This is a genomic window from Pseudomonas sp. H3_C08, from assembly GCF_054669455.1.
The window spans coordinates 4,046,153-4,071,272 of record NZ_CP162803.1; the positions used below are offsets into that span (position 1 = coordinate 4,046,153).

Consider the following 25,120-nt stretch of genomic DNA (forward strand, 5'->3'; position numbering starts at 1 on the left):
AGGTATTGTTTTTTGATGCGGCGCGATCTGAGCAAGGACGCGCCGGATGCGGTTTGGCCTCAAGGCATTGAACTGTGCACGTACTCCGTCGAACTGGCGGCCGATGTGCATGACTTGATGCAACTCGGCTACCGCGAAGGTGGCGGCCGAGTGCCGGCGCTGGACGTTTGGCAGCAGCAGTTCGAAACCGATCCTGAATACGATCCGAGCCTGTGTTTGATTGCCCGTGATGGCGAAGGCGTGGTCGGCGTGGCGCAATGCTGGACCAGCTCGTATATCAAAAATCTGGTGGTGCATCCGCGCATGCAGGGCCGAGGATTAGGCCGGGCGTTGCTGTTCAATGCATTCAAGGTGTTTCAGCAGCGCCGGGAAGGGTTTGTTGATCTGAAAGTGCTGGAGGACAACCAGCGGGCGCAGCGCTTGTATGAAAGTGCCGGGATGTATGTGGTCCGCCGCGAGCTGGTGCCGGACTGATCGACCGTCTTCGCGAGCAGGCTCGCTCCCACCCTGGAATGCTTTTCAAACGGTGGGAGCGAGCCTGCTCGCGAAGAGGCCAGCACAGGCAACTTCCCTTCTCAGGCAGACTCAAACCTTGGCCACCCACGACCAAGGATTCCCCATGAAAGCCATCACCTTAAGCCTGCTCTGCCTCACCGCCCTCGCCTCCCAGGCGCACGCCTCCAGCCCCGACGCCTGGGCCGCCTACGACAAAACCGTGCTCGCCAGTTGCACCAAGGCCAGCGGCTTGAAAAACGCCAAACCGGTCGGCACCCCCGCACAATTCGATGACCGCGTCGGCTACACCGCCGTGTTGCTGCAAGGCCAATACCCACAAAAACACATGAAAGGTCAGCAAGGCACCGAACTGTGTCTGTACAACAAACAGTCGAAAACCGCCTTCGTCAGCGAGTGGGATTCGATCCGCCCGCCCGTTAAAACCAAGTGAATGGCGCATAACTTGCTTCGATCCAGTTCTGTGCGGTGGTTTTCCGCCACCGTTTCACACCCTGATTGAAGACAGATCGCTCAATGAATACGACGTTTTCCTGCGTAGGCTGCGGCAAATGCTGCACCGATCACCATGTCCCGCTGACCCTCACCGAAGCCCGCATGTGGGCGGCGGATGGCGGTCAGGTGATCGTGCTGGTCGAGGCATTTCTCGGTAATGGCCTGGGTTTGCCGGCGCAGCAGCGGGAACATGCCGAACGGCGCTCAGCGCTCGTTCGCAGCGGCGCGGCAGACGCCCATGTGGCGATCACTTTCGCCGCGTACAACGTCGGCCCCTGTCGGAATCTTGACGAAGACAAGTTGTGCCGGATCTACGAGCGACGGCCGTTGGTGTGCCGCATTTATCCGGCAGAAATCAATCCGCATATCCCGCTCAACCCTGCCGCCAAGGATTGTCCGCCGGAGTCCTGGCAACAGGGGCCGGTGTTGATTGCCGGCGGTGAGTTGGTGGATCAGGAACTGGTGGAGTTGATTCAGCGCTCGCGCCAGGCCGATCGGGATGACATCGGCATCAAGGACGCGATTTGCGCGATGCTCGGGATTCGCACCACAGCGCTGAAGGGAGACGGGTTTACTGCGTACTTGCCGAATATGAGTGCTTTTGCTTCGGTGATTGATCAGGTCACCGCGCAACCGCTGACGACGACTCCGAGTGAGTGGGTGTTTCATGTGTCCGGGGATGATGTGGCCGGGCAAGTGCTGGCGGCCGGGGCACAGGTGGTGACTGAGCCGGCGCAGACGTATGCGTTTATCTCGCTGCGCGCGGCTTGATCCAGATTCTTAAGCGCCTATCCGGGCCTCTTCGCGAGCAAGCTCGCTCCCACAGAGATTGTGTCGTGCACGAATTGTATGAACGACCGAAAAACCTGTGGGAGCGAGCTTGCTCGCGAAGACGCCGGCCCGGACAATCTCAATCGCGGATCTGCCGCCGCGCCCAGAACTCCCGCGCCAGCAACCTTAAATCACCGGCCACCCCCGCCACGTCCTCGGAGTTGCGCTGACTCTGCCGCCCCTCATCCAGCGCCACATCGACGTTGCGACCGGTCACCGGGAGATTGATCTTCATGGGATAGCGCGAATAAAACTCAGCGCTTGCCCATCGAACGGCGGGTGCCCGGCGGCGCCATGCCCGGGGTCTTGGTGTGGCCGTTCTTGGCGCCGTTCTTGTACCACGGCTGGTTCGAGCCTTTGGCAGAAGCCAGCTCGCCCGGTTTGAACGGAAATTTGAACGCCGGGATATCGGCTTTGGTTTCGCTGGTATCGGCCAGTTCAGCCGAGACATCGCTCACAGCGTCGTCAACCGGCGGCAGGGTCGGGGAAGTCATAAAAGCTCCGGAAAGCAAAAAGTCGGGCCCGATCAGTGAGCCGCGAAGGCGCGCAGTATACCTGTGCGCCATGGCTCGGCACCTGAAGATTTGCAGCGCACGCCGAACGGTTTACAGGTAGGTGATGGTGACGATGCCTTTGTCGGCCGAGGTCTTCAGCGCTTCATAGCGCATGGAAATCGGCAGCGACTGATGGCTACAGGCGTTGCGCTCAGTGTCGACATCGACTTTCACGCCGGGCTTGATTTCAATCTGGCGAGACTCACGAGCAACAAACGCCCCGACCGGCCCGACCTGACAACCCGAATCAACGATTTGCCCGGTGAAGCGGATCTCACCGGATTGACTGGCCGGCGCGGCGAATGCTGTGAGTGGAAGCAAGAGAAGCACATACGGCAGAGCGGTTTTCAGCTGCATTTCAAGACACTCCCGGGGTGAGCGGCCCAGAGAACCCGGGCTACACCATGTTATCCGCGTGCTGGGACGGATCTTGAGAAGCATAGTTGGCAAATGGGTCCCGAATAGGGACTGATCGGTCCCTTTTTGGGACCGTTATACCGCCATCGCGAGCAGGCTCACTCCTACAATTGGAATACGTTTTAACTGTGGGAGCCAGCCTGCTGGCGATGAACGATGACGCGGTGTTCAACCCTGCGGATCAACCCGATCCAGCGCCCGGTTTACCGCCAGCTCGGCGAGCATGACGATCTGCTGGATCGCCAGCGCCGTACTGCGCTGCGGGCGACTGAGCTGATCGGCCAGATCACCGGCCATGACATTGGCTGAAGCCAGCGATTCGCAGGCGTGGGCAAGCAGGCTTTCGGTGTCGATGTTCGGGTGGATGAGGAACATCGTACTGGGCTGACGCGGTTTGACCGGTTCGGGGCAAAGGTAGAAATCGAGCGCGCGTTTGATGGCTTCGCGGGGTTTGATCTGGTCGTCGGCGCGGATGGCGTCTTCGAGTGGGGTTGTGGGATCGATGGGTGGATCTGGAACTGGCTTAGTCATTGGAAACCCTATTTTGCAAATGGGAGCCATCCCTTGCCGTTTCTCACGCGGCGAAGTGGGTGGCAGCTATGTGCGGGGTGAGAAACCGGAAAAATAGGAAACCGGCCAGACCGAAGTCTGCCCGCACATAGCCGCCATGAAGCATTTGCGAGCAGCGGACAAGCTGCCGGCAATTATGCGGACTGATGGACTGAATCACTAATTTTTCCGGGTTCTCACACCCGATCACCGAGTTTTCGGCGACAGCCAAAGACTAGAGAGCGCACGTCCGACGGACAACCTGAAAACATTGTGGGAAGGTTCTGGTTATTTGACACAAATTTAAACAGCCAAATGCCAACCCTCACCCTAGCCCTCTCCCAGAGGGAGAGGGAACTGACCGTGGTGTTTGGCAGAGCTACGCCGACGTGAAATACCGAGTCGAACTCAGATTCTGAAACAGATCAAAAGCCCCTCACCCTAGCCCTCTCCCGGAGGGAGAGGGGACTGACCGAGTTGTTTGGGAGAACTACGCCGACGTGCGATACCGCGTCGAACTGAGGCTCTGAAAAACACACAAATCGGCCCCCTCTCCCTCCGGGAGAGGGCTGGGGTGAGGGGCGAATCCAACACAAAACCAACGCCGACCACGCCCCGCTCTTCACCACTCAATAGGCCGAGTGTCAGCTCGCCTGCTCTTGATCTTGATCCACGAGCGACGTCGGAAGGCTGAGTGGAGGGATTGATCCGGGCGTGGGAGCGCAGCGACCGTTTGGCGCAGCCAAACACAGCGAGAGGAGGTGCAGCGAAGCAAACCGTAGGCGCTGCGCCCGGATCGATCCCGCAGCGAAGGAACCCCGAGCCCCAGCGAGCGGGCCGCACGCAGGAGCAAGCGTTTTTGGTTACTTTTTAGGCGTTTGTAAAAAGTGACCCGCCGTAAGGGCGGAACCGTAATCAGCCACACCCGCAAAAACGGATATACACCCAGAGAAAACTGACAGCGCCGACAGCTAGCCGTCACCCTCCTGACCCCAAAACAAGTTTATAAAGACCCTAACCCTGCCCAAAATCCGTCCGGCGCCCACCCCGCATGCGAATCCAAAAAAACACAGCCCTGCTAGCCCTAGTGATCGTCCTGGCCGCCGCAGGTACATGGTGGGCAATGAAACCCGCCCCAACCAAACTCGCCACCCCCACCGCCATCCCGGTGCGAGTCATAGCGGTCAGCGAAAAAGACGTCCCCCGCTACACCAGCGGCATCGGCTCCGTACTCTCATTACACAGCGTCGTAGTACGCCCCCAGATCGACGGCATCCTCACCAAAATCCTCGTCAAAGAAGGCCAACTCGTCAAAGCAGGCGACCTGCTGGCCACCATCGACGACCGCTCCATTCGCGCCAGCCTCGACCAGGCCCGCGCCCAACTGGGCGAAAGCCAGGCGCAACTGCAAGTCGCCCTGGTCAACCTCAAACGCTACAAACTGCTCACCGTCGACGACGGCATTTCGAAACAGACCTACGACCAGCAACAAGCCCTGGTCAACCAGCTCAAAGCCACCGCCCAAGGCAACCAGGCTTCGATTGATGCTGCGCAAGTACAACTTTCCTACACACAGATCCGCTCCCCGGTCACCGGCCGTGTCGGTATTCGCACCGTCGACGAAGGCAACTTCCTGCGCATGACCGACACCGCCGGCCTGTTCACCGTCACCCAGATCGACCCGATCGCCGTCGAATTCTCCCTGCCCCAGCAAATGCTGCCGACCCTGCAAGGCTTGATCAACGACCCGCAACGCGCGCAAGTCAAGGCCTACATCGGCGCCGACACGGACGGCGAAACCGGCAACCTGCTCGGCGAAGGTCACCTGACCCTCATCGACAACCAGATCAACGCCAACACCGGCACCATCCGCGCCAAGGCCGAATTCGACAACGCCAGCCAGAAGCTCTGGCCCGGCCTGCTGGTCACGGTAAAAATTCAGACAGCCCTCGACAAAGATGCGCTGGTCGTCCCGCCCACCGTCGTACAACGTGGCCTCGATCAACACTTCGTTTATCGGGTCAACGGCGACAAGGTCGAAGCCGTGCAAGTGCAGATGGTTTATCAAGGCAGCGGCCAGGACATCATCAAAGGCGTGAAGGCCGGTGACGTGCTGGTCACCGACGGCCAGTCGCGGCTTAAGCCCGGCTCGACCGTACAGGTCATGACCGAACCGGCGCAGGTGGTGCAAGCGGAGCCGAAACCATGAAGGCGCACAAAGGCGTCTCCACGTGGTGCATCGATCATCCGGTGGCGACGATTCTGCTGACCATCGCGCTGGTATTGGTCGGCGCAATTGCCTTCCCGCGCCTGCCAATCGCCCCACTGCCGGAAGCGGAATTTCCGACGATTCAAGTTTCGGCGAAGTTACCCGGCGCCAGCCCCGACACCATGGCCTCGTCCGTCGCCACGCCGCTGGAGGTGCAATTCAGCGCCATCCCCGGCATGACCCAGATGACATCGAGCAGTGCGCTGGGCTCAAGCCTTTTGACCCTGCAATTCACCCTCGATAAAAGCATCGACACCGCTGCGCAGGAAGTCCAGGCAGCGATCAACACCGCCGCCGGTAAACTGCCCAAGGACATGCCGACGCTACCGACCTGGAAGAAGGTCAACCCGGCCGACAGCCCGGTGCTGATTCTCAGCGTCAGCTCGACGCAAATGCCCGGCACCGAACTCAGCGACCTGGTGGAAACCCTGCTCTCGCGTCAGATCAGTCAGATCGACGGCGTAGGCCAAATCAACATCACCGGTCAGCAACGTCCGGCAATTCGCGTGCAAGCCTCGGCGGACAAACTCGCGGCGATCGGCCTGACCCTCGCCGATATCCGACTGGCGATTCAGCAGACCAGCCTCAACCTCGCCAAAGGGGCGCTGTACGGCGAATCAAGCATCTCCACGCTGTCGACCAACGACCAGTTGTTCCAGCCCGAGGAATACCGCCAGCTCATCGTTTCCTACAAGGACGGCGCCCCGGTTCACCTAAGAGATGTCGCTAACGTTATCAACGGTTCGGAAGATGACTATGTGCAAGCGTGGGCGGGCGATCAACCGGGGGTAAACCTGGTGATCTCGCGCCAACCCGGCGCCAACATCGTCGAAACCGTTGACCGCATTCAAGCCGCCCTGCCCGGCCTCGAAGCGATGCTGCCGGCCTCGGTGCAAGTGAAAACCCTGATCGACCGCACCCAGACCATTCGCGCCTCGCTGCATGAGGTCGAGATCACCCTGTTGATCGCGATCCTGCTGGTGGTGGCGGTGATGGCGCTGTTCCTGCGTCAGTTGTCGGCGACCCTGATTGTCTCGGCGGTACTGGGTGTTTCGCTGATCGCCAGTTTCGCTTTGATGTACCTCCTCGGTTTCAGCCTGAACAACCTGACGCTGGTGGCGATCGTCGTCGCGGTCGGCTTCGTCGTCGACGATGCGATCGTGGTGGTGGAAAACATCCACCGGCACCTTGAGGCCGGCGACGATATGCGCGAAGCCGCGATCAAGGGCGCCGGCGAGATTGGCTTTACCGTGGTATCGATCAGTTTCTCGCTGGTGGCGGCGTTTATTCCGCTGCTGTTCATGGGCGGTGTGGTCGGGCGGCTGTTCAAGGAATTCGCCCTGACAGCGACCTCGACCATCATGATTTCCGTGGTGGTGTCGCTGACTCTGGCGCCAACACTAGCGGCGCTGTTTATGCGCAAACCGGTGCATCACGCCCACGCCAAACCGGGCTTCAGCGAACGCTTGCTCGGCTGGTACGAGAAAGGCCTGCGCCGCGCCCTCGCCCATCAGAAATTGATGATCGGCGTGTTCGGTCTGTCGCTGGCGATGGCAATTGGCGGTTACATCTTTATCCCCAAGGGTTTCTTCCCAGTGCAGGACACCGGTTTCGTCCTTGGGACAACCGAAGCTGCAGCGGATATTTCCTACGGCGACATGGTGAAAAAACACCTGGCGATGGCCGAAATCGTCGCTGCCGATCCGGCCGTGCAGGCGTTTTCCCACTCGGTCGGCGTGTCCGGCAGTAACCAGACCATCGCCAACGGCCGCTTCTGGATCGCCCTGAAAAAACGCGGTGACCGTGATGTTTCAGCCAGTCAGTTCATCGACCGCATCCGTCCGCAACTGATGAAGGTCCCCGGCATCGTCCTCTACCTGCGCGCCGGCCAGGACATCAACCTCAGCTCCGGGCCGAGCCGTGCGCAGTACCAATACGTGCTGAAGAGTAACGACGGCGCGACCCTCGCCACATGGACGCAACGCCTCACGGAAAAACTGCGCAGCAACCCGGCGTTCCGCGACATTTCCAACGATCTGCAACTGGGCGGCAGCATCACCCACATCAGCATCGACCGCAGCGCCGCCGCACGTTTCGGCCTGACCGCGAGCGATGTCGACGAGGCGCTGTACGATGCCTTCGGGCAACGGCAGATCAACGAATTCCAGACTCAGGTCAATCAGTACAACGTGATTCTGGAGCTGGACACCAAACAACGCGGCAAGGCCGAAAGCCTCAACTATTTCTACCTGCGCTCACCGCTGAGTGGCGAGATGGTGCCGCTGTCAGCGCTGGCCAAATTCGATGCGCCAACCATTGGCCCACTGTCGATCGCGCATGACGGCATGTTCCCGGCCGCCAATTTGTCGTTCAACCTCGCGCCCGGCGTGGCGTTGGGTGATGCGGTGATTCTGCTCAATCAGGCCAAGGCCGAGATCGGCATGCCGACGGCGATCAGCGGCAACTTCCAGGGCGCGGCACAGGCGTTCCAGAGTTCGCTGGCCAGTCAGCCGTGGCTGATTCTTGCGGCGCTGGTGGCGGTGTACATCATTCTCGGCGTGCTTTATGAAAGCTTCGTGCACCCGCTGACGATTATTTCGACGCTGCCGGCGGCAGGTTTGGGCGCGGTGATCATGCTGTGGATCTGCGGCCAGGACTTTTCGATCATGGCGCTGATCGGGCTGGTGCTATTGATCGGTATCGTCAAGAAGAACGGCATTCTGATGATCGACTTCGCCCTCGAAGCGCAGCGCCACCGAGGCTTGTCGCCGCAGGATGCGATTTTCGAAGCATGCATCACGCGGTTCCGGCCGATCATCATGACCACCCTCGCCGCCCTGCTCGGCGCCCTGCCGCTGATGCTCGGTTACGGCACCGGCGCCGAACTGCGTCAGCCGCTGGGGATCGCGGTGGTCGGCGGTTTGCTGGTCAGCCAGATGCTGACGTTGTTTACCACTCCGGTCATATACTTGTGGCTTGAGCGGCTGTTCCACAGGCCCAAACCTGCGCCCGTAGCGGCGCTGGCGACCACAGACTGAGGCAGGGTCATGCGCGTTCTGATTATCGAAGACGAGGAAAAAACCGCGGACTATCTGCACCGCGGTCTGACGGAACAGGGTTACACCGTGGATCTGGCCCGCGACGGCGTCGAGGGTCTGCATCTGGCGCTGGAAAGCGACTACGCGGTGATCGTCCTCGACGTCATGTTGCCGGGCCTCGATGGCTTCGGCGTGTTGCGCGCGTTGCGTGCGCGCAAGCAAACCCCGGTGATCATGCTCACCGCCCGCGAGCGCGTCGAAGACCGCATCAAAGGCCTGCGCGACGGCGCCGACGATTACCTCGGCAAACCGTTTTCCTTCCTTGAGCTGGTCGCGCGCCTGCAAGCGCTGACCCGGCGCAGCGGTGGGCATGAACCGGTGCAGGTGAGCATCGCCGACCTGTGGATAGATTTGATCAGCCGCAAGGCGACTCGCGCCGGCACGCGACTGGATCTGACCGCCAAAGAGTTCTCCCTGTTGAGCGTTCTCGCCCGCCGGCAAGGTGAAATCCTTTCGAAAACCGCCATCGCCGAGATGGTCTGGGACATCAATTTCGACAGCGATGCCAACGTTGTCGAAGTCGCGATCAAACGCCTGCGCGCCAAGCTCGACGGGCCGTTCGACGAGAAACTGCTGCACACCATTCGTGGCATGGGTTATGTGCTGGAGAGCCGTGGTGTCCAGTAACTCGATTGCCCTGCGCCTGAGCGGCATGTTCACGCTGGTGGCGCTGCTGGTGTTTCTGTTGATCGGCGGCGCGCTGTATCAACAGGTCGATAAAGGCTTGGGTCTGCTGCCGGAAGCCGAGCTGGATGCGCGTTACAGCGTGCTCGAATCGGCGCTCAATCGCTTCGGTACGCCCGAGCATTGGGTGAAGATCAACGCCAAGTTGAAGCTGCTGGGTGAAGAGGACAAACGCATTCGTTTCTGGGTGGTGAGCGGCGATCCGGGTTACGAATACGGTCAGCCCGATGCGGCGATCCGTACTTTTGCCAAAGGCCCGCTGGGCATGCATGACTTGCAGTTGCCCGGCCAGCCTTATCCACTGAAAGTGCTGCTGACCGAGTTGCCGGCCAAGGATCAGCGTCCGCCGCTACGGTTCATGATCGGCATCAATACCGAGACCTTTCATGAGACGCAGCACAACCTGCTGATTGCCTTGATCGGGCTGGCGATTGTCGGTGTGCTGATGGCTTCGGCGCTGGGCTATTGGGTCGCGCGGATTGGTCTCAAACCGCTGATCAAACTGTCCCATGAAGCTCAACGACTGGCGCCTCCACTGCGGGCCGGGCGCTTGCGTCTGTCGCCGCTGCCACCGGAACTTGAGCAGTTTGTCGACTCCTTCAACTCGACGCTGGAACGGGTTGAGCAGGCCTACTCGCGGCTGGAATCGTTCAACGCCGACGTCGCTCATGAGCTGCGTTCGCCGCTGACCAATCTGATTGGTCAGACTCAGGTGGCGCTGACCCGTGGGCGTTCTGCCGAACATTATTTCGAAGTGCTGCAATCCAATCTGGAAGAGCTGGAACGGCTGCGCTCGATCATCAACGACATGCTGTTTCTGGCCAGTGCCGACCAGGGCAACAAGGCGACCAAACTGACCTCGACGTCGCTGGCGGATGAGGTGGCAACGACCCTGGAATATCTGGATTTCATTCTTGAAGATGCGCAAGTTGAGGTGCAGGTCAGCGGCGATGCGCAGGTGCAGATCGAGGTCGCGCATTTGCGTCGGGCGTTGATCAATTTGCTCAGCAACGCGGTGCAGCACACCGGCGCGGGTCAGGTGATCGAGGTGCACATCGAGGTTAAAGAGCATCAGGTGAGTATCGGCGTGGCCAACCCCGGTTCGCCGATTGCCAGCGAGCATTTGCCACGGTTGTTCGAGCGCTTTTATCGGGTCGATGCGTCGCGTAGCAACAGTGGCAATAACCATGGGCTGGGGCTGGCGATCGTCAAGGCGATTGCGCTGATGCATGGCGGCGATGTGTTTGTGCGCAGTGATCGGGGGATGAATACCTTCGGGATTTATTTGCCGGTCTGAAAAGCCCCTCACCCTAACCCTCTCCCAAAGGGAGAGGGGACCGACCGAGTTGTTCTCTCGAAGTACGCCGACCTGAAAGCTCGAGTCGAACTCAAGCTTTGAAAAGCCCCCGATCGGCTCCCTTTCCCCCTCGCCCCCCTTGGGGGAGAGGGCTGGGGTGAGGGGGTTGCTCTTGGCTGCACCGCGATCTTCGACTTTTACCTCCCGCGCAACAGTCATTTATGAAAATCACGCTGTTTCCCAACGCCCGGCGACCTTATCTTTGCCCGCACCAAACAGCACTCGCCAAGCGAGAAGGTTTTCAAGATGTCCAACAGTATGGGTATTGCCAGCGCTTTCGTTTTGTCCTCATTGATCCTGTCGCCGATGGCGATGGCTGAAGAATCGCAGTCGTTCGTAGCGCAAAATATCGCTCGCGCGCAGGCCTTCGATCAGCATCAGGCCGAAGTGATGGCCAAGGCACAAGACGCCACGCAAGCCCCGCAGGCTGCCACCTCACAGGCTCAAGCTGCCGAGAAAGACAGCTGAGTCGCGCACCGCGCCAACGTTTCCCTCGACGCGGTTGTTTGGCTCTTCCCGTTCAACCGTCGTCATTCCAGGCCGCTGCCTTTCAGCGGCCTTTTTTCGTTGTGGTCTGAAAGCCGTTTGGTTCGTCTGTAACAACAAGAAACATCAAGCCCTCAAGCCATTGAAGGGCCAGTTGACCCAAGGAGCTCCATCGCACGTGCGTTACCCAGTTCGCTGCACCCCGCTGTTCATTGCAATTGCCGCAACGATTGCCCCTGCCGCTCACGCTGACGAGCCTGCCAAAGATGGCTTTGTCGAGGGTTCGAGCCTCAACCTCAACACTCGCAACTACTACATGAATCGCAACCGCTTGCAGAAGGCGGACGACAACATCGAGTGGGGCCAGGGCTTTCTCGGGATCTTCAAGTCGGGCTACACCGAAGGTACGGTCGGTTTCGGCATCGATGCCCACGCCATGCTGGGATTGAAGCTCGATGGCGGTGGCGGCACCGACGGCTCGAGCATCCTGCCGGTCAGAGAGAATGGCGGCAAAGCGCCGGGGGCGTTCTCCACGGCGGGTGGCACGTTGAAAATGCGCGCGTTCGATACCGAGTTGAAGGCCGGTGACCTGTTCCTCACCAACCCGGTCATCGCCGGCGGTGATACGCGCATGCTGCCGCAGACTTTCCGTGGTGTGAGCCTGACCAACCACAGCTTCGACGGCTGGTTGATCGAAGGCGGCCAAGCCAGTTTCACCAAGCCTTACAACCAGAGTGGGCACACGCGCATCGGCACTTCCTACGGCACTCTTGCCGACGGCGATGAGAGCCAGCACCTGAACTGGGCCGGCGTGGCGTGGAGCGGTGTCGAAGGCCTGACCAGCAGTCTTTATGCCTCTGAGTTGAAGGACATCTGGAACCAGTATTACTACGACCTCGACTACACCTGGCAGTTGAACGATCTGGTCAGCCTCAACCCGGGCTTGCACTTCTATCACACGCAAGACACCGGTGATGCGCTGCTGGGCAACATCGACAACAACACCTACAGCCTGCATTTCACCGTTGGCGTCGGTAATCACAGCGTTACCGCCGCGTATCAGCGGGTCAACGGCAACACGCCGTTCGACTACATCAGCCAGGGCGACAGCGTTTATCTGGATAACTCACAGCAGTATTCCGACTTCAACGGCCCGAACGAGCGCTCGTGGAAGCTCAAGTACGCCTATGACTTCGCCGGTGTCGGCGTGCCGGGGCTGACCTCGTCGGTGTCCTACTCGCGCGGCACTGTGGATCTGACCAAGGTCGACCCTGACAGCACAGGCTATTCCAACTGGTACAGCGCCGATGGCCGCAACGCCAAGCATTGGGAACGCGATCTCGACTTGAAGTACGTGGTGCAGAGCGGTCAGGCCAAGGATCTGGCGGTCCACCTGCAATGGGCGACCAACCGAGGCGGCAACGGCTACGGCGTGATTGATTCGGATACAGATGAATACCGCGTGATCATCGACTACCCGATCAACGTCTTCTAAGATCCGCGCTAAGCTGACTGCAGACTCACTCCGATAGCTCAAGCAATGACCAACCCTGTGGGAGCGAGCTTGCTCGCGAAGGCGATCTTTCAGCAACATTGATGTTGGCTGACACAACGCCTTCGCGAGCAAGCTCGCTCCCACAGGTATTTTGCGTCAGGCGCTTCGGTGGTGTTGTGCAACTACGCTTATAAGACTTTCCCCAACCGACAGCCCAATCATGATTGCGAGCCGTACCCCTCCCGTTGCGGGCAAGACCGGACGCCCCGAGTTGCTGCTGATCTGCGGCAGTTCGCTGACCGTGATCGCGATTCTGTGCATCGTCACGTTCCTGCTGATCCGCGAGCATGCCAACGCTCAGGAATCGGCGACCCGCAGTGCCACCACCATCGCCCAGTTGATCGACGCCGATGTCCTGCGCACGGTCGAGCTGTACGACCTGACCCTGCAAGGCCTGATCGCCGCCGCCCAGCGCGATGACCTGCAAGATGTCTCACCGCAGATCCGCCATCTGGCGCTGTTCGACCGCTCGACCACCGCGCGCTTCAAGGGCGACATACTGCTCCTCGACAAACACGGAGATGTGATTGCCGACTCCTCGCGGATCGAGCCGAAACCGGGCAACTTTGCCGACCGCGATTATTTCCTCGCCCACGCATTCAATCGCGATGTCGGCATGTTTATCAGCCGCCCGTTCAAGACCCGTTGCGACTGCGACGAAGCCAACCAGTGGCGCATCAGCTTCAGCCGACGGATTTCCTCGGACACTGGTGAGTTCGCCGGTGTGGCCGTGGCCTCGATGAAGCTCGATTACTTCGATCAGTTGTTCAACAGCCTCGACATTGGCAAAGACAGCACGCTGAACATCATCAACAACGACGGCGTCCTGCTGGCGCAGAAGCCGTATCTGCAAAGCGATTCCATCGGCAAGAGCTACGGCAACCGACCGAATGTCGTGCGTATTCTGGGTGACAAGGATGGCAATGGCAGTTTTACCAGCACCTCGAGCATGGACCATCAACAACGCCTCTATACCTATTCGCGGGTCGGCAATCTGCCACTGACGGTGATGGTCGCGCTGTCCAGCGACGAGGTGTTCGGCACATGGCGTCGTACCGCCCTGTTGATCAGCGGCGCCACTGGGGTGTTGTGCGTGGGGTTGCTGTGGCTGACCTGGCTGCTGGCTCGCGAGTTGCGCTTGCGTCAACGGGCCGAGCGCGAGCTGGCGCAACTGGCCGCTACCGATGCACTGACGGGAGTGGCCAATCGGCGCATGCTCGATCAGGCACTGCGTCATGAGTGGTTCCGCGCCCAGCGCTCGGGCAAAGCGATGTCGGTGATGATGATCGATGCCGATCACTTCAAGGCCTTCAATGACCGGCATGGACATCAGGCTGGAGATCAGGCGCTGAAGACGCTGGCCAGGGTCATCACGGAAAATGTGCGGCGACCGACGGATCTGGTGGCGCGCTACGGAGGTGAAGAGTTTTCGGTGATTCTCGCCGAGACCGATGGCCATGGCGCACAGCAGATAGCCGAGCATATTCGTCAGGCGGTGGAGCAGTTGTCGTTGGTCGACGGGGCCGAGCGGCCGATGACCGTGAGTATCGGCATTGCGAGCTGGACGGCGGCGAGTGAGATGACGCTGGAGCAGTTGTTGTTTGCGGCGGACAAGGCGCTTTATCAGGCCAAGGAAAGTGGGCGCAATCGGGTGGTGGTGGCTTCCTGATAGATGTAGTGGCTTCACCGGCCCTATCGCGAGCAGGCTCACTCCTACAGGGGAATGCATTTCAAATGTAGGAGTGAGCCTGCTCGCGATGGGGCCGGCCCAGGCAACACAAAAATTGCAGGCATAAAAAAAGGCCATCCGAGGATGGCCTTCAAAAAACTAGAGAGGTTTTTTACTTACACCGCCGCAACCGGGCGCATGTAAGAGATTGGTGCGGTGCTGGCGTCTTCGAACGTCACCACTTCCCAAGCGTCTGTCTGCTCAATCAACTTGCGCAGCAGCTGGTTGTTCAGTGCGTGGCCGGACTTGAAGCCCTTGAACTCACCAATCAGGCTGTTACCCAGCAGATACAGGTCGCCAATCGCGTCGAGGATCTTGTGCTTCACGAATTCGTCTTCATAGCGAAGGCCGTCTTCGTTCAGTACGCCATCGGCATCGACCACGATTGCGTTTTCAACGCTGCCGCCGAGTGCGAGGTTGTGCTTGCGCAGGTACTCGATATCACTCATGAAACCAAAGGTACGGGCGCGGCTGACTTCTTTTACGAACGAAGTGCTGGAAAAATCCACGCTTGCACTTTGGGTGCGGTCCCGGAATACCGGGTGATCGAAATCGATCTCGAAGCTCACCTTGAATCCTTCGAAAGGGACGAAAGTGGCGCGCTTGTCGCCGTCTTCCACTGTCACTTCACGCAGGATGCGGATGAATTTCTTGGCGGCGTCCTGTTCTTCCAGGCCTGCCGATTGAATCAGGAATACGAAGGGTCCAGCGCTGCCATCCATGATCGGGACTTCGGACGCGGAGAGCTCGACGTAGGCGTTATCGATGCCCAGGCCAGCCATGGCCGAGAGCAAGTGCTCTACCGTGTCCACTTTGACGTCGCCGTTAATCAGCGTCGTCGACATAGTGGTTTCACCGACGTTTTCCGCGCGGGCAGGAATCTGCACCACAGGGTCGAGGTCAGCGCGACAAAACACAATGCCAGTGTCGACAGGCGCAGGCTTGAGGGTCAGATAGACCTTCTCACCGGAGTGCAGGCCTACACCTGTGGCACGGATAATATTTTTCAGTGTGCGTTGTTTAATCATGGCTTGGGCCGCTTCAGCGCAAATTGCGAACTGGTATCAACAAAGGCTGGCGATGATAGCAGACCATGCCTTTGCTGAACACCAATCACCTTCATAGCCCTGATACATTCCATCAATCGGCCTGACGACGCAGGAAAGCCGGGATGTCCAGGTAGTCCAGATCATCTTGCGGATTCATCTTCGCGGCAGCCGCAGCACCGGCCTGAGCCTGGTTGCGCATGACGGTCGGACGGTCCAGATCACGGTAGTTGACCGCAGGCGCTTCCTGACGGGCCGGAGCCGGTTGTTGTACCTGGGCAGAAGCCATGGAGGTATGAACGGTGTTGTCGATGACCTTCACAGGCTTCTCGATTTTCGCGCCCAGACCCGTGGCAACCACGGTCACGTGCAGTTCGTCGCGCATGTCAGGATCGATAACGGTACCGACCTTGACCATCGCGTGTTCGGAAGCGAAGGCTTCGATGATGCTACCCACGTCGGAGTACTCACCCAGGGACAGGTCAGGACCGGCGGTGATGTTCACCAGGATGCCGCGTGCGCCTTGCAGGTTCACGTCTTCCAGCAGCGGGTTGCGGATCGCCGCTTCGGTGGCTTCACGTGCACGGTTCGGACCGCTGGCGCAGCCAGTGCCCATCATCGCCATGCCCATTTCGCTCATCACGGTACGTACGTCGGCGAAGTCGACGTTGATCATGCCCGGACGCTTGATGATGTCGGAGATACCGCGAACGGCACCGGCCAGTACATCGTCAGCCTTGGCGAAAGCCGACAGCAGGCTGGCGTCTTTACCGAGGATGGTCAGCAGCTTCTCGTTGGGAATGGTGATCAACGAGTCAACGCTTTCCGAGAGCATGCGGATGCCTTCATCGGCGATCTGCATACGCTTGCGGCCTTCGAACGGGAACGGACGCGTTACGACAGCAACGGTCAGAATGCCCATTTCCTTGGCCACTTCGGCGATGATCGGCGCAGCACCGGTACCGGTACCGCCGCCCATGCCAGTGGTGATGAACACCATGTTGGTGCCCTGCAGGACTTCGGCAATGCGCTCACGGTCTTCGAGAGCGGCCTGACGACCTACTTCAGGGTTGGCGCCAGCGCCCAGACCTTTGGTCACGCCGGTGCCCAGTTGCAGAATGGTGCGCGCGCCGATGTTTTTCAGCGCTTGAGCATCAGTGTTGGCGCAGATGAATTCAACGCCTTCGATGTTGCTCTTGACCATGTGATTGACAGCGTTGCCGCCGCCACCGCCAACACCGATAACTTTGATTACCGGGCTTGCGGGGATGTTGTCTACGAGTTCGAACATTTTCCCTCTCCTTACATTCTCTAGTTTTTTCGCCTACTGCTGTTTGTTGCGGTGTTGCGGTAAAGCTTTAGAAGTTGCCTTGAACCCACTTCTTCAATCGGTCCAGCAACGGCGCCTGTGGCTCTTCGTTGCTGTAGCTGTCGCGGCTGCCGATGCCGGAGAACGAAACCCCGTCGGACTGCTTTTGCAGGCCGTACATCAACAAACCAACGCCAGTGGAATAAATCGGGTTGCGCACTACGTCATCCAGGCCCTTCACGCCATGCGGCACACCAAGGCGCACCGGCATGTGGAAGATTTCTTCGGCCAGTTCAGTGGCGCCTTCCATTTTCGAAGTGCCACCGGTCAGCACGATGCCGGCCGGGATCAGGTCTTCGTAGCCGCTGCGACGCAGCTCGGCCTGAATCAGCGTGAACAGTTCGTCGTAACGCGGCTCGACCACTTCGGCCAGGGCCTGACGCGACAGTTCGCGCGGTGGACGGTCGCCAACGCTCGGCACCTTGATGGTTTCACCGGCACCGGCCAGTTTGGCCAGGGCGCAGGCGTAGCGGATCTTGATTTCTTCGGCGTACTGGGTCGGGGTGCGCAACGCCATGGCGATGTCGTTGGTCACCTGATCACCGGCAATCGGGATCACCGCCGTGTGGCGAATCGCGCCTTCGGTGAAGATCGCGATGTCGGTGGTACCGCCGCCGATGTCGACCAGGCACACGCCCAGTTCTTTCTCGTCGTCGGTCAGTACCGAGTAGGCCGAGGCCAGTTGCTCGAGAATGATGTCGTCGATTTCCAGACCGCAGCGACGCACGCATTTTTCAATGTTCTGTGCGGCGTTGACGGCGCAGGTGACTACGTGAACCTTGGCTTCCAGACGTACGCCGGACATGCCCAGAGGCTCACGAACGCCTTCCTGGTTATCGATCACGTAATCCTGCGGCAGGGTGTGCAGCACGCGCTGGTCAGCCGGAATCGCCACGGCCTGAGCGGCGTCAAGCACGCGCTCAAGGTCGGCCGAGCTGACTTCACGATCGCGGATCGCGACGATGCCGTGGGAGTTCAGGCTGCGGATGTGATTGCCCGCCACACCGACGAACGCCGAGTGAATGCGGCAGCCCGCCATCAGTTGGGCTTCTTCGATCGCGCGCTGGATCGATTGCACGGTGGACTCGATGTTGACCACCACGCCCTTCTTCAGGCCACGGGACGGATGGGTACCGATCCCGACGATTTCCAGCGAGCCGTCGTCGGAAACCTCGCCGACCAGCGCCACCACCTTGGAGGTGCCGATATCGAGACCGACGATCATTTTGCCGCTTTGCACGTTTGCCATGGGTCCTGCCTCTTCTTAATTCTTCGCGACAGCGGGTTGGGCTGTCGTCGGCGCTACAGGTTCCCGCCAGCCAACAGCGAGGCCGTTGGCGTAGCGCAGATCGATGCGCGCAATGTTCGTAATCTGGTCTTTAAGCGTCTTGTCATAGATGGCGATAAAGCGGCGCATCTTTTCCACCAGGTTGCCGCGTCCCAGCAGCAACTCGATGCCGGGGCCGGAACTGCCGGCACCGGTGGTCAGAAACCAACTCCCGCGTTCACGCAGTTCCAGGCGTGCAATCGAGAAGCCCAACGGCCGCAGCATCTGGCTCAGCACCTGATACTGCTGCATCACTTGCTGCTGGGCCCGTTGTGGACCGAACAGCTGTGGCAGATGTTCGTAGTTCGCCAGTTCCTTGGGCGTAAACGCCTGGCCCTGGTTGTTCAGCAACGACTCATCACCCCAACGCGCCACCGGCAGTTGCTCTTCGAGGCGGATCACCACCTGGTCCGGCCACACCCGACGTACTTCGGCGTGGGCGATCCACGGCATCTGCTCAAGCTCGGTACGCATACCGGCCAGGTCGATGGTGAAGAAGCTCGACGCCACGTACGGGGCGATCCGCTGCTGCACCGCTTGCTGGCTGATGTAGCTCAGGTCGCCTTGCACGGCGATCTTGGTGATCGGCCGGTCGGCGTACGGCAGCAAACGCGTTGCACCTTCGTAAGTACCAAAGCCCAGCACCACCAGCAGCACTGGCCAGAACAGACTTTTCAGAAAGCCGAAATTGGCTTTCGGCAGGCGCGCGGACATCGGCTCTTTCGCCACCATTCGGCTGGCACCCCGTGGCACCGGCTTGCGGCCGGGTGCGGGAGGCTGATGTCGGAGCTGAGCGCCTTGCATCGTCTTAACCTCGAGCGTCTTCAACACTGGCGGCCAGAATAGCCAGAACCAGTTGCTGGAAATCCAGACCGGCCGCACGCGCGGCCATCGGCACCAGACTGTGATCGGTCATACCCGGTGCGGTGTTCACTTCCAGGAACCAGAACTGCCCGTCGGCGTCCTGCATCACGTCCGCCCTGCCCCAACCGGCGATACCCAGCGCCTCACAGGCCTTGGCCGTGAGATCCATGAGTTCCTGTTCCTTGGCGGCATCCAGCCCGCACGGAATGCGGTACTGGGTATCGTTGGCGATGTACTTGGCGTCGTAGTCGTAGAACGTGTGCGGTGTACCCAGGGCAATCGGAGGCAACACCTGGTCACGCAGGGTGGCGATGGTGAACTCCGGACCTTGAATCCATTGCTCAACCAAGACTTGCGAATCGTAGGTACTGGCCGCTTTCCATGCGTCGATCAACTCGGACGCAGAACTCACTTTGGCCATCCCGATACTTGAACCTTCATGCGCCGGTTTGACGATCAAAGGGAAGCCCAGTTCCGTCGCTGCCGAAATACAATCGGCTTCGCTGCACAACACGGCGTGACGCGGCGTCGGAATCCCGAGGCTGTGCCAGACCTGCTTGGTGCGCAGTTTGTCCATCGCCAGTGCCGAGGCCAGGATGCCGCTGCCGGTGTACGGAATGCCCGCTACTTCAAGCAGGCCCTGCATGGAGCCGTCTTCACCGCCACGGCCGTGAAGAATGATGAACGCGCGGTCGATCTTTTCGCTGAGCAGACGTTGCAGAATGTCTTCGCCAACGTCGATGCCGAACGCGTCCACGCCAGCGCTTTGCAGCGCGTCGAGTACGGCGTTACCGGATTTCAGCGACACCTCACGCTCGGCACTCAGGCCACCGAAGAGCACGGCGACACGGCCGAAGTCTTTCGGCGCGATAGTGGAAAACAGCTTGGCGTAGGCAGCAGTCATTTCAACTTCCCCTCGACCGACGCCGCCACGGCGCCAGCGAACAATTCACTTTTCAACAGCTTCGGCGCGAGACCACCGATATCACCGGCGCCCTGGCACAGCAGGATGTCGCCGGCACGCAGCAGCGGCTTGACCAGCGGCGCCAGATCGACGCCACGCTCGATGTAGATCGGGTCGAGCTGACCGCGCTGGCGGATGCTGTTGCACAGCTTGCGGCTGTCGGCACCCGGGATCGGCTCTTCGCCGGCCGGATAGACTTCCATCAGCAGCAGGACGTTGGCGTCGGCCAGTACATTGACGAAATCGTCGTACAGGTCGCGGGTGCGGCTATAACGGTGCGGCTGGTAGACCATCACCAGACGGCGCTCCGGCCAGCCACCGCGTACGGCTTTGATCACTGCGGCGACTTCGGTCGGGTGGTGACCGTAATCGTCGACCAGCATCACGTTGCCGCCGTCCACTGGCAGTTCTCCGTAAACCTGGAAGCGCCGACCGACGCCTTGGAAGCCCGACAGGCCCTGGACGATGGCTTCATCGCTGACGCCTTCGTCAGTGGCGATGCAAATGGTCGCCAGCGAATTGAGTACGTTGTGGTTGCCGGGCATGTTCACCGACACGTCCAGCGGCTCGCGATCCGGGCGCAGCACGGTGAAGAACGTCTGCATGCCTTGCTGGCGAATATTGATCGCGCGCACGTCAGCGTCTTCACTGAAGCCGTAAGTCACGGTCGGACGTTTCACCAGCGGCAGGATTTCACGCACCACCGGATCGTCCAGGCACATCACTGCCAAACCGTAGAACGGCAGGTTGTGCAGGAACTCGACGAAGGTTTTCTTCAGTTTGTTGAAGTCACCGTCGTAGGTCGCCATGTGGTCGGCGTCGATGTTGGTAACCACGGCCACCAGCGGTTGCAGGTGCAAGAAGCTCGCATCGCTTTCGTCGGCTTCGGCGATCAGGTAACGGCTGGTGCCGAGCTGGGCATTGGTGCCCGCGGCATTCAGACGACCACCGATGACGAACGTCGGGTCCAGACCACCGGCGGCGAACACCGAAGCGATCAGGCTGGTGGTGGTGGTTTTGCCGTGCGTACCGGCAACGGCGATGCCGTGGCGATAGCGCATCAGCTCAGCGAGCATCTCGGCACGCGGCACCACCGGAATACGACGCTCAAGCGCGTTCGCCACTTCCGGGTTAGAGGTGTTCACAGCGCTCGACACCACCAGCACATCGGCAGCAGCGGCGTTCTCGGCACGGTGGCCAATGAAGATGTGCGCGCCGAACGATTCCAGACGCTCGGTCACCGGCGACGCTTTCAGGTCGGAACCGGAGACTTCATAGCCCAGGTTCAACAACACTTCGGCGATGCCGCACATGCCCACGCCGCCGATGCCGACGAAGTGGATGCGACGGATGCGGCGCATTTCCGGTTGCGGCATGGCTTTCTGATTCTCAACCATGAGCCACCTCCAGACAGGTATCGACCACGCTACGGGTGGCATCGGGTTTCGCCAGACGGCGGGCCGCTTGGGCCATATCTTCGAGTCGTTGCGGTTGCATCAAGACCTCTGTCAGGCGCGCGGCAAGGTCCGCGGCACCAGTCGTTCTTTGTGGCATCAGGAAGGCAGCGCCTTCGCGGGCCAAATAATTGGCGTTGCGAGTCTGGTGATCGTCGATCGCGTGGGGCAAAGGCACCAGCATCGAGGGCAGACCGGCGGCAGCCAGCTCACTGATGGTCAACGCGCCTGCGCGGCACACCACCAGGTCAGCCCAGCCATAGGCCTGGGCCATGTCTTTGATGAACGGCTGCACCTGCGCATCCACGCCGGCGGCGCGGTAGCGCTCTGCAGTCACTTCATCGTGGTTTTTGCCGGCCTGATGAAACACTTCCGGGCGCAAATCGGCAGCGACTTGGGCCAGGGCTTCAGGCAGCAATTTGTTCAACGGTTCTGCGCCCAGGCTTCCGCCGAGGATCAGCAAACGCGCTTTGCGACCGGCCAGAGCAGGTCGCGATGTGTCGAGGAACAGCTCGCTGCGCACCGGGTTTCCGGTGGTACGGCGGGTGTCCGACAGAGTAAAGGTGTCGGGGAACGCTTCACACACCCGGGCGGCGAACGGCACCAGCAACCGATTGGCGGTGCCGGCCACAGCGTTCTGCTCGTGAACGATCACCGGCACACCGGCCAGTTTCGCGGCAAGACCACCGGGGCCAGTCACATAACCACCGAAGCCGACCACACACACTGGCTTCAAACGACGAATGATTGCCCGCGCCTGCCATACCGATTTCAGCAGCATGAACGGCGCCTTGAGCAGCGACAGCTTGCCCTTGCCGCGCAGGCCGGTGGCGTTGATGCGGTGCAGTTCCAGCCCTGCGGCCGGGACCAGTTCATTCTCGATCCCGCGTGGTGTGCCGAGCCAGTGCACGGTGTAGCCGCGCGCCTGAAACTCGCGGGCACAGGCCAGCGCCGGGAACACGTGGCCGCCGGTGCCGCCGGCCATGATCAATACATTAGCGCCCATGATTCGGCTCCTCGGCGAAGTCGCTCTCATGGAATTCCATCTCTTCGCTGCCCAAATGGGTTCGACTCTCCCACTCGATCCGCAGCAGCAAGCCAAGGCAGGCACAGCAGATCACCAACGAGCTGCCGCCATAACTGAGGAACGGCAAGGTCAGACCTTTGGTTGGCAGCAGGCCGACGTTCACGCCGATGTTGATCAGGAACTGACCAATCCACAGGAACGACAGGCCGTACGCCACGTAAGCGGCGAAGAACTGTTTGGCTTTTTCCGCCCACAGACCGATGTACATGCCACGAATACACACGAACACGAACAGGGCGACGGTGCACAGCGAACCGACGGCGCCCAATTCTTCAGCCAGAACCGAGAACACGAAGTCGGTGTGCGCTTCCGGCAGGTAGAACTGCTTCTGCACGCTGTTACCCAGACCGACGCCGAGCCATTCGCCACGACCGAACGCGATCAAGGCTTGCGACAACTGATAGCCGGCGCCGAACTGGTCGGCCCACGGGTCAGCGAAGTTGGTCAGACGCGCCATTCGGTACGGCTGCATTTGAATCAGCAAGACCACCGCTCCGACCGCCAACACCACCATCAGCGAGAAGCGGAACAGCCCGACCCCGCCGAGGAACAGCATGGCCGCCGCAGCGCCCATCATCACCACGGTGGCGCCGAAGTCCGGCTCCATCAGCAGCAGGCCGGCCATCGGCAGCAGCACGATGAACGGCTTGAAGAAGCCCATCCAGCTCTCGCGCACTTCCTTCTGACGCCGCACCAGATAACCGGCGAGGTAGATCACCACGAACACTTTGGCGATCTCGGACGGCTGCACGTTGAAGAAGCTGAAACCGATCCAGCGCATCGAACCGTTCACTTCGCGACCGATGCCGGGGATGATCACCATTACCAGCAAACCGAACGCACCAATCAGCATCAACCAGCCGAGACGTTGCCAGGTGGCGATCGGAATCATCATGGTGACGATGCACGCGCCCAGGCCCAGCACCACATAAATAAGGTGGCGGATCATGTAATACAGTGGGCTGCCGGACTGTGCGGCCGCCACTTCGGTGGACGCCGAGGCAATCATGATCAGGCCGAGGCCGAGCAGCGCCAGACAACCGGCGAGCATCGGGAAGTCGAGGTCGATCCCGCGCCCGGTGATGATCGGTGACGGATACGGTTTGATGATATTGCGCAGGCTCATGCCAATTCCTCCACAGCGCGGACGAACTGGTGACCACGGTCTTCGTAATTCTTGAACATGTCGAAACTGGCGCAGGCCGGCGACAGCAGCACCACATCACCCGGTTGGGCAGCGGCGCGGCATTGCGCAACGGCGTCGACCAGCGAGGTCGCGCGAATCAGTGGCACGGCATCACCGATGGCTGCGCCGATCTTGTCGGAGTCGCGGCCCATCAGGATCACGGCGCGGCAGTTGGCCGCGACCGGATCACGCAGATCGTTGAATTCGGCACCCTTGCCATCGCCACCGGCGATAAGGACGACCTTGCCTTCGATGTCGGCGCCCAAGCCTTCGATGGCGGCCAGTGCGGCACCAACGTTGGTCGCTTTGGAGTCGTTGTAATACGCCACGCCGTCGAGATCGCGGACCCACTGGCAGCGATGCTCGAGGCCGGCAAATGTACGCAGCGCCGAGAGCATGGCGTCGAACGGCAAGCCCACGGCATGCCCCAGCGCCAGCGCCGCGAGGGCGTTGGACTGGTTGTGTGCGCCGCGAATTTTCAGCTCACGCACCGGCATCAGGTTCTGGAATTCGAAGGCCAGATACTTCTCGCCGCCTTCTTCGCGGATACCGAAGGCTTTGAAATCAGGTTTGGTCAAGCCGAACGTCCAGCATGGCTGGCCTTCGCCCATCAGCGGACGGCTCAGTGCATCCTGACGGTTGACCACGAACTGCTTGGCGCCACGGAAGATCCGGTGCTTGGCCAGGTGGTAAGCCGGCAGGCCGCTATAGCGATCCATGTGGTCTTCGCTGATATTCAGCACGGTGGCCACTTCGGCGTTGAGCTGGTCGGTGGTTTCCAGCTGGAAGCTCGACAGTTCCATCACGTACAGCTCGACGTCGTCGCTGAGCAGATCCAGCGCCGGGGTGCCGAGGTTGCCGCCGACAGCGACACGTTTGCCGGCCGCAGCCGCCATTTCGCCGACCAGGGTGGTGACGGTGCTTTTCGCGTTGGAACCGCTGATGGCCACGATCGGCGCCTGCGCGTTACGCGCGAACAGCTCGATGTCGCCGGACAGTTTCACGCCACGGGCCGCAGCGGCTTGCAGGGCCGGGGTCGCCAGCGCCAGGCCGGGGCTCACGTAGAGCTCGTCGGCACGGCAGAGGAATTCGACGTCCAGCTCGCCACAACGCACTTCCACGTGCGGATAGTCACGCTTGAGCGTGGCCAGTTCCGGTGGATTTTCCCGCGTGTCCGCCACGGCAAACGACGTGCCCCGGTTCGCCAGGAAGCGAACCAGGGACATGCCGCTCTTGCCGAGGCCGACAACGATGCGGAAGTGGTCAGAAGCGATCAGAGACACTCG

The 25,120-nt window shown here is 60.4% G+C and carries 23 protein-coding genes; 10 read left to right on the forward strand and 13 right to left on the reverse strand.

Features of this window, described 5'->3' with window-relative positions:
* Nucleotides 1-15 precede the first annotated feature (15 nt).
* The 3 genes from AB4N74_RS18420 to AB4N74_RS18430 all read left to right on the forward strand — a co-directional run bounded on the left by AB4N74_RS18420 (nt 16) and on the right by AB4N74_RS18430 (nt 1,779).
* Complete coding sequence (locus AB4N74_RS18420) at nt 16-474, forward strand: GNAT family N-acetyltransferase (protein ID WP_460096867.1); 459 nt, start codon at nt 16-18, stop codon at nt 472-474.
* A gap of 145 nt (nt 475-619) precedes the next feature.
* Nucleotides 620-946: a hypothetical protein gene (locus AB4N74_RS18425; RefSeq protein ID WP_414927047.1), complete on the forward strand. Its 327-nt coding sequence runs from the start codon at nt 620-622 to the stop codon at nt 944-946.
* Nucleotides 947-1,029: 83 nt separating this feature from the next.
* Nucleotides 1,030-1,779 (forward strand): YkgJ family cysteine cluster protein, encoded by a 750-nt coding sequence (locus AB4N74_RS18430; RefSeq protein ID WP_093430675.1) that lies wholly within the window; start codon nt 1,030-1,032, stop codon nt 1,777-1,779.
* A 139-nt stretch (nt 1,780-1,918) separates the two neighbouring features.
* Here AB4N74_RS18430 and AB4N74_RS18435 read toward each other — a convergent pair whose 3' ends face one another.
* The 4 genes from AB4N74_RS18435 to AB4N74_RS18450 form a co-directional block, all read right to left on the reverse strand.
* Complete coding sequence (locus tag AB4N74_RS18435) at nt 1,919-2,074, reverse strand: hypothetical protein (protein ID WP_286079715.1); 156 nt, start codon at nt 2,072-2,074, stop codon at nt 1,919-1,921.
* 19 nt (nt 2,075-2,093) lie between these two features.
* The gene (locus AB4N74_RS18440; protein WP_038362870.1) at nt 2,094-2,333 is read right to left on the reverse strand and encodes a hypothetical protein; all 240 of its coding nucleotides are present in this window, start codon (nt 2,331-2,333) and stop codon (nt 2,094-2,096) included.
* A 111-nt stretch (nt 2,334-2,444) separates the two neighbouring features.
* Nucleotides 2,445-2,750: a hypothetical protein gene (locus AB4N74_RS18445; protein WP_093430676.1), complete on the reverse strand. Its 306-nt coding sequence runs from the start codon at nt 2,748-2,750 to the stop codon at nt 2,445-2,447.
* Between the two features lie 228 nt (nt 2,751-2,978).
* Complete coding sequence (locus AB4N74_RS18450) at nt 2,979-3,341, reverse strand: DUF6124 family protein (protein WP_460096870.1); 363 nt, start codon at nt 3,339-3,341, stop codon at nt 2,979-2,981.
* Nucleotides 3,342-4,410: 1,069 nt separating this feature from the next.
* Here AB4N74_RS18450 and AB4N74_RS18455 point away from each other — a divergent pair.
* The 7 genes from AB4N74_RS18455 (at nt 4,411) to AB4N74_RS18485 (ending at nt 14,477) form a co-directional block, all read left to right on the forward strand.
* Nucleotides 4,411-5,568, forward strand: a complete 1,158-nt coding sequence (locus AB4N74_RS18455; protein WP_460096872.1) for an efflux RND transporter periplasmic adaptor subunit — start codon at nt 4,411-4,413, stop codon at nt 5,566-5,568.
* The gene (locus AB4N74_RS18460) at nt 5,565-8,666 is read left to right on the forward strand and encodes a multidrug efflux RND transporter permease subunit (RefSeq protein WP_093430679.1); all 3,102 of its coding nucleotides are present in this window, start codon (nt 5,565-5,567) and stop codon (nt 8,664-8,666) included. The genes AB4N74_RS18455 and AB4N74_RS18460 overlap by 4 nt, the downstream gene beginning before the upstream one ends.
* Before the next feature lie 9 nt (nt 8,667-8,675).
* Nucleotides 8,676-9,353: a heavy metal response regulator transcription factor gene (locus AB4N74_RS18465; protein WP_007916978.1), complete on the forward strand. Its 678-nt coding sequence runs from the start codon at nt 8,676-8,678 to the stop codon at nt 9,351-9,353.
* Nucleotides 9,343-10,707: a heavy metal sensor histidine kinase gene (locus AB4N74_RS18470; protein ID WP_320336349.1), complete on the forward strand. Its 1,365-nt coding sequence runs from the start codon at nt 9,343-9,345 to the stop codon at nt 10,705-10,707. The genes AB4N74_RS18465 and AB4N74_RS18470 overlap by 11 nt, the downstream gene beginning before the upstream one ends.
* 306 nt (nt 10,708-11,013) lie before the next feature.
* Entirely contained in the window at nt 11,014-11,235 is a 222-nt protein-coding gene (locus AB4N74_RS18475) for a hypothetical protein (RefSeq protein WP_093430681.1), read from the forward strand.
* Nucleotides 11,236-11,431: 196 nt separating this feature from the next.
* A complete protein-coding gene (locus AB4N74_RS18480) occupies nt 11,432-12,748 on the forward strand; it encodes an OprD family porin (protein ID WP_460096875.1) in 1,317 nt (438 codons plus the stop codon).
* 220 nt (nt 12,749-12,968) lie between these two features.
* Complete coding sequence (locus AB4N74_RS18485) at nt 12,969-14,477, forward strand: sensor domain-containing diguanylate cyclase (protein ID WP_460096877.1); 1,509 nt, start codon at nt 12,969-12,971, stop codon at nt 14,475-14,477.
* A 176-nt stretch (nt 14,478-14,653) separates the two neighbouring features.
* Here the strand turns inward: AB4N74_RS18485 and lpxC are convergent, their stop codons facing one another.
* The 9 genes from lpxC to murD form a co-directional block, all read right to left on the reverse strand.
* Complete coding sequence (lpxC, locus tag AB4N74_RS18490) at nt 14,654-15,565, reverse strand: UDP-3-O-acyl-N-acetylglucosamine deacetylase (protein WP_007916984.1); 912 nt, start codon at nt 15,563-15,565, stop codon at nt 14,654-14,656.
* A 112-nt stretch (nt 15,566-15,677) separates the two neighbouring features.
* Nucleotides 15,678-16,874, reverse strand: a complete 1,197-nt coding sequence (ftsZ, locus tag AB4N74_RS18495) for a cell division protein FtsZ (RefSeq protein ID WP_016986475.1) — start codon at nt 16,872-16,874, stop codon at nt 15,678-15,680.
* A 67-nt stretch (nt 16,875-16,941) separates the two neighbouring features.
* A complete protein-coding gene (gene ftsA / locus AB4N74_RS18500; RefSeq protein WP_007916987.1) occupies nt 16,942-18,201 on the reverse strand; it encodes a cell division protein FtsA in 1,260 nt (419 codons plus the stop codon).
* Nucleotides 18,202-18,216: 15 nt separating this feature from the next.
* Nucleotides 18,217-19,083 carry a cell division protein FtsQ/DivIB gene (locus tag AB4N74_RS18505; RefSeq protein WP_053123632.1) on the reverse strand — a complete coding sequence of 289 codons (867 nt, stop codon included), beginning with the start codon at nt 19,081-19,083 and terminating at the stop codon, nt 18,217-18,219.
* 4 nt (nt 19,084-19,087) lie between these two features.
* Nucleotides 19,088-20,047 (reverse strand): D-alanine--D-alanine ligase, encoded by a 960-nt coding sequence (locus tag AB4N74_RS18510; protein ID WP_093430684.1) that lies wholly within the window; start codon nt 20,045-20,047, stop codon nt 19,088-19,090.
* Nucleotides 20,044-21,504: a UDP-N-acetylmuramate--L-alanine ligase gene (gene murC, locus AB4N74_RS18515; RefSeq protein ID WP_016987574.1), complete on the reverse strand. Its 1,461-nt coding sequence runs from the start codon at nt 21,502-21,504 to the stop codon at nt 20,044-20,046. Before murC ends, AB4N74_RS18510 begins: the two co-directional genes overlap by 4 nt.
* Nucleotides 21,497-22,567: an undecaprenyldiphospho-muramoylpentapeptide beta-N-acetylglucosaminyltransferase gene (gene murG / locus AB4N74_RS18520; RefSeq protein ID WP_460096880.1), complete on the reverse strand. Its 1,071-nt coding sequence runs from the start codon at nt 22,565-22,567 to the stop codon at nt 21,497-21,499. The genes murC and murG overlap by 8 nt, the downstream gene beginning before the upstream one ends.
* Complete coding sequence (gene ftsW, locus AB4N74_RS18525) at nt 22,557-23,774, reverse strand: putative lipid II flippase FtsW (protein ID WP_007916996.1); 1,218 nt, start codon at nt 23,772-23,774, stop codon at nt 22,557-22,559. The genes murG and ftsW overlap by 11 nt, the downstream gene beginning before the upstream one ends.
* Nucleotides 23,771-25,117 carry a UDP-N-acetylmuramoyl-L-alanine--D-glutamate ligase gene (gene murD / locus AB4N74_RS18530; protein WP_460096882.1) on the reverse strand — a complete coding sequence of 449 codons (1,347 nt, stop codon included), beginning with the start codon at nt 25,115-25,117 and terminating at the stop codon, nt 23,771-23,773. The genes ftsW and murD overlap by 4 nt, the downstream gene beginning before the upstream one ends.
* Between the last annotated feature and the right edge of the window lie 3 nt (nt 25,118-25,120).

Bases quoted from the DNA above. Each gene is read 5' to 3' on its own strand.
- AB4N74_RS18420 (WP_460096867.1), top strand. From the start codon at position 16: ATGCGGCGCGATCTGAGCAAGGACGCGCCGGATGCGGTTTGGCCTCAA.
- AB4N74_RS18425 (WP_414927047.1), top strand. From the start codon at position 620: ATGAAAGCCATCACCTTAAGCCTGCTCTGCCTCACCGCCCTCGCCTCC.
- AB4N74_RS18430 (WP_093430675.1), top strand. From the start codon at position 1,030: ATGAATACGACGTTTTCCTGCGTAGGCTGCGGCAAATGCTGCACCGAT.
- AB4N74_RS18435 (WP_286079715.1), bottom strand. From the start codon at position 2,074: ATGAAGATCAATCTCCCGGTGACCGGTCGCAACGTCGATGTGGCGCTG.
- AB4N74_RS18440 (WP_038362870.1), bottom strand. From the start codon at position 2,333: ATGACTTCCCCGACCCTGCCGCCGGTTGACGACGCTGTGAGCGATGTC.
- AB4N74_RS18445 (WP_093430676.1), bottom strand. From the start codon at position 2,750: ATGCAGCTGAAAACCGCTCTGCCGTATGTGCTTCTCTTGCTTCCACTC.
- AB4N74_RS18450 (WP_460096870.1), bottom strand. From the start codon at position 3,341: ATGACTAAGCCAGTTCCAGATCCACCCATCGATCCCACAACCCCACTC.
- AB4N74_RS18455 (WP_460096872.1), top strand. From the start codon at position 4,411: ATGCGAATCCAAAAAAACACAGCCCTGCTAGCCCTAGTGATCGTCCTG.
- AB4N74_RS18460 (WP_093430679.1), top strand. From the start codon at position 5,565: ATGAAGGCGCACAAAGGCGTCTCCACGTGGTGCATCGATCATCCGGTG.
- AB4N74_RS18465 (WP_007916978.1), top strand. From the start codon at position 8,676: ATGCGCGTTCTGATTATCGAAGACGAGGAAAAAACCGCGGACTATCTG.
- AB4N74_RS18475 (WP_093430681.1), top strand. From the start codon at position 11,014: ATGTCCAACAGTATGGGTATTGCCAGCGCTTTCGTTTTGTCCTCATTG.
- AB4N74_RS18485 (WP_460096877.1), top strand. From the start codon at position 12,969: ATGATTGCGAGCCGTACCCCTCCCGTTGCGGGCAAGACCGGACGCCCC.
- lpxC (WP_007916984.1), bottom strand. From the start codon at position 15,565: ATGATTAAACAACGCACACTGAAAAATATTATCCGTGCCACAGGTGTA.
- ftsZ (WP_016986475.1), bottom strand. From the start codon at position 16,874: ATGTTCGAACTCGTAGACAACATCCCCGCAAGCCCGGTAATCAAAGTT.
- ftsA (WP_007916987.1), bottom strand. From the start codon at position 18,201: ATGGCAAACGTGCAAAGCGGCAAAATGATCGTCGGTCTCGATATCGGC.
- AB4N74_RS18505 (WP_053123632.1), bottom strand. From the start codon at position 19,083: ATGCAAGGCGCTCAGCTCCGACATCAGCCTCCCGCACCCGGCCGCAAG.
- AB4N74_RS18510 (WP_093430684.1), bottom strand. From the start codon at position 20,047: ATGACTGCTGCCTACGCCAAGCTGTTTTCCACTATCGCGCCGAAAGAC.
- murC (WP_016987574.1), bottom strand. From the start codon at position 21,504: ATGGTTGAGAATCAGAAAGCCATGCCGCAACCGGAAATGCGCCGCATC.
- murG (WP_460096880.1), bottom strand. From the start codon at position 22,567: ATGGGCGCTAATGTATTGATCATGGCCGGCGGCACCGGCGGCCACGTG.
- ftsW (WP_007916996.1), bottom strand. From the start codon at position 23,774: ATGAGCCTGCGCAATATCATCAAACCGTATCCGTCACCGATCATCACC.